At 63.8% G+C, this 2,923-nt stretch carries 5 protein-coding genes; 3 read left to right on the top strand and 2 right to left on the bottom strand.

Translation table 11 applies throughout. The features are described 5' to 3' along the window. Positions 1-180: acyl-CoA dehydrogenase family protein (locus EN914_RS30305; RefSeq protein WP_164779019.1), on the bottom strand; the 180-nt coding region annotated here is incomplete at its 3' end. Positions 181-284: 104 nt separating this feature from the next. Then, positions 285-1,220: a LysR substrate-binding domain-containing protein gene (locus EN914_RS30300; RefSeq protein WP_024503244.1), complete on the bottom strand. Its 936-nt coding sequence runs from the start codon at positions 1,218-1,220 to the stop codon at positions 285-287. Between the two features lie 101 nt (positions 1,221-1,321). Between EN914_RS30300 and EN914_RS30295 the strand changes: the two genes are divergently transcribed. From EN914_RS30295 to EN914_RS30285, 3 genes are all read left to right on the top strand, one after another. Further along, the gene (locus EN914_RS30295; RefSeq protein ID WP_024503243.1) at positions 1,322-1,894 is read left to right on the top strand and encodes a thiamine pyrophosphate-binding protein; all 573 of its coding nucleotides are present in this window, start codon (positions 1,322-1,324) and stop codon (positions 1,892-1,894) included. Positions 1,895-1,899: 5 nt separating this feature from the next. After that, positions 1,900-2,487 (top strand): thiamine pyrophosphate-dependent enzyme, encoded by a 588-nt coding sequence (locus EN914_RS30290; RefSeq protein WP_024503242.1) that lies wholly within the window; start codon positions 1,900-1,902, stop codon positions 2,485-2,487. 8 nt (positions 2,488-2,495) lie between these two features. Next, a partial coding sequence (locus EN914_RS30285; RefSeq protein WP_127389477.1) for an aldehyde dehydrogenase family protein occupies positions 2,496-2,923 on the top strand: 428 nt, incomplete at its 3' end.

Raw genomic sequence — 2,923 nt, 5'->3', positions numbered from 1 at the left:
CGGCAGGCCCGAGCCACCATATGCCTCCGGGATCAGGATCGAGAGCCAACCGGCCTGCGTCAGCGCTGCGACGAAGTCACCGGGATAGGTCATTTCCCTGTCGAGTGCGCGCCAGTATTCTCCGGGAAAGCGGGCGCACAGCCTGGCGACGGCATCGCGAATGTCCTGATAGGCTTCCATGAGGTTTGTCCGGGTTTCGTCTTGCTGCGGGCCTCACTATCGCGCCTCCATGTCCTGTCAGCAATGCAGAGCGGAAGTGAGCAGATATAACGGAATTCGAATGCTTATGGTGGAGGGCCGAGAAGCTGGCCAACCCAGACGGCCCGCCCGACAAGATCCTTGGCGATGTCCTCTATCGCTTGTCCGGCAAACCGCGCCAGCCGCGAGGCAGGCCGGTCTGCGGGGTAGGCAAGGATCAGGCGGCGCACGGGCACCGGATCGATCAACGGCGCGGCGGTGAGCAGCCCGGCGGTCACGTCGGCATGGATGGGAGCGAGCGGCAGGATCGTCCAGCCGTGGCCGTTGCGCACCAGGTCCTTCAGCGCCGAGTACGAGTCCGCTTCGATGCCGACATCGAGCGTGATGCCGGCATCCGTGGCGCAGCGTTCGACGATGATGCGCAGCCCGTGCTTGATGCTGGGCAGCAGCAGGCGCTTGCCGGCGAGCGAGGCGAACGACACGGCGCGCACGGTTGAAAATCCCCCGTCCGGCGGTCCGATCAGGAACAGGTTTTCCAGGAGCAGCGGGCGCGAGCGCAGCGAACGTGCCATGCGCGGGTCGTAGAGCACCGCGACGTCGACCTCGCCGCGGTGCATCCAGTCCAGCAGATAGCCTGTATAGGCGCTGACAAGTCTGAGCTTCGCCTTGGGATGGGCCTTGCCGAAGGCCGCCGCCAACGGCAGCGAAATAATGTCGGCAACAGTGGGTGGCAGACCGATCGCCACTTCGCCGGTCAGCGGCGCATCGGCGGGCGTGGCCGTGGCGCGGATCTCGTCGATCTCGGCCATCACGCGCATGGCGTGCGTCAGCACCTCCTTGCCCTGCTCGGACAGCACCATGCCGCGTCCGTGGCGCAGAAAAAGGGCAAAGCCCAATTCCTCCTCCAACATGCGCACCTGCCGGCTGAGCGCCGGCTGCGCAATGTGCAGCCGATCGGCAGCCTTGCTGAGGCTGCCGAGTTCGGCGACGTGGATCAGGGTGCGCAGCTGCGATAATTCCATGAGCTATCGAATACCATTATATCTGATCACGAGAAAGAGACGAAGATTAGATCGGACCATCGAGGTAACCTGGCTCCAATCCAAATTCTCGGGGGTCCAAGGTGACGGCGAGCGTAGAAACAAAACATCCGCAAACAGCAGCGCTTGCAGCCGCTCCGGCGGCACCTGAAAGGCAGTGGCCGGATCAGGTCTATGAGGTGCTCAAGGCTGCCGGCATCAGCCAGATGTCCTATGTGCCGGATGCCGGCCATACCACATTGATCCGCCTTTTCAGTGAGGATCCCGAGGTCGTCACCAATGTGCTGACGACGGAGGAGGAGGGCATCGCCATAGCCGCCGGCTCCTGGCTCGGCGGCAAGCGGAGCGTCGTGCTCATGCAATCCTCCGGCGTCGGCAATTGCATCAACATGCTGTCGCTTCCCGTGCAGGCGCGCTTCCCCTTGCTCGTCCTGGTGACGATGCGGGGCGAATGGGCCGAGTTCAACCCGTGGCAGGTGCCGATGGGGCAGGCGACGGAGGCCTCGCTGAAAGCGATCGGGCTCAGGGTGCTGCGCGCCGAAACCGGTCCCGACCTGGTGGAGACGGTGGCGCAGGCAGCCCTGATGGCCTTCGATGCCGACCAGCAGATTGCCGTGCTGATCGGGCAGCGGCTGCTCGGCAAGAAGAAGTGGTGAGCGACATGAATTTACCGACAATGGACCGCCGGGTTGCGGTGAAGAAGCTGCTTGACGCCCGCGACGGAGCCTTGGTCGTGACCGGTCTCGGTTCGCCGAGCTACGACGTGCATGCTGCCGGTGACCGCAACGACAACTACTATCTGTGGGGCGCCATGGGCGGCGCGGCGCTGATCGGCCTCGGGCTTGCCCAGGCCCAGCCTGAGAAGCGAGTCATGGTGATTACCGGTGACGGCGAACAGCTCATGGCGTTCGGCTCGCTGGCGACGATCTCGGTGGCGCGGCCGAAAAATCTCGACCTGATCATCCTCGACAACCAGCATTTCGGTGAGACAGGCATGCAATCGAGCCATACCGGTCGGGGCATTGGTTTCGACAAGGTCGCGGCCGCTTGCGGTTTCTCGGAAACCGCCGAGTTGCGTTCTCTGGAAGAGGTTGACACGCTGTGTGACGAGCTGCGTCGCCCGGCCGAAGGTCCACGCCTTTTCGTGCTAAAAATCACCGCCGAGAACCTGCCGCGCTCGCTGCCACCGCGCGACGCGGTCGAGGTCAAGAACCGCTTTCGCGCCCATCTGGGCTTTGCCACCTGTTGAGGACCGATATGGCGCTCGTCAGTTTCCAGAACACGGTCGGCGGTCGGCTGCAATCGACGGCCGATACATTCGAGAGTCATGATCCGTTCACTGGCAGGCCCTGGGCGCTGATTCCGCGTGGAGGAGCGAGCCAAGTGGACGCCGCCGTGGCGTCCGCGAAGGCAGCATTCCGATCGAAGGAATGGGCCGGCATCACGCCGACCGCGCGGGGCAAGCTGCTCGTGCGGCTGGCCGATCTGATCGCCGGGAACGCAGATCGTATTGCCGCCATCGAGACGCGCGACAATGGCAAGCTGCTCACCGAAATGACGGCACAGCTGCGCTATATCCCGGAATGGTTCCGCTATTTCGGCGGTCTTGCCGACAAGATCGAAGGGTCGGTGCTGCCGATCGACAAGGCTGGCATGTTCGCTTTCACCCGCCACGAGCCGCTGGG

Source organism: Mesorhizobium sp. M7A.F.Ca.CA.001.08.2.1 (assembly GCF_003998455.1).
GTDB classification, from domain to species: Bacteria; Pseudomonadota; Alphaproteobacteria; order Rhizobiales; family Rhizobiaceae; genus Mesorhizobium; species Mesorhizobium ciceri.
This window is presented reverse-complemented; position numbering and strand designations above follow the sequence as displayed.